The sequence below is a fragment of the Psychrobacter sp. 16-MNA-CIBAN-0192 genome (assembly GCF_040309565.1).
Taxonomy (GTDB): Bacteria; Pseudomonadota; Gammaproteobacteria; order Pseudomonadales; family Moraxellaceae; genus Psychrobacter.
The window spans coordinates 1-403 of sequence record NZ_JBEOOX010000052.1; the positions used below are offsets into that span (position 1 = coordinate 1).

The following is a 403-nucleotide window of genomic DNA, read 5'->3' on the forward strand; positions in this document are numbered from 1 at the left end:
TCTTTAGCATCACCACTATGTGCCGTGTGCTAAAGATTAAGCATTCAAGTTACTACGACTGGCTGAGTCGCGATATCAGCGAGCAGCAGATACATCGCAACCATTGCGAGCTACTCGTTAAAGCCGCTCACAGTGAAAGTAAAGAACGTTATGGTTATGAACGTTTGCATGCAACGCTCACCGAGCAAGGCCATGACATTAGCCTATACATGGTGAGACGCATCAAAGAAGAGCACGGCATCAAATGCCGACGTCATAAGCGCTTTAAAGTGACCACCGACTCTAATCACAACAAGCTGGTTTATCCAAACGTGCTCGATCAGCAGTTTGATGCCAAGCGTCCTAATGAGTCTTGGGTCAGTGACATTACTTATATCTGGACAAATGAGGGCTGGCTGTACTT

The 403-nt window shown here is 46.4% G+C and carries 1 protein-coding gene; it reads left to right on the forward strand.

From position 1 onward, the window contains the following. Positions 1-403 (forward strand): IS3 family transposase (locus AAEY78_RS12315; RefSeq protein WP_352339630.1); only part of this gene is annotated, 403 nt, incomplete at both ends.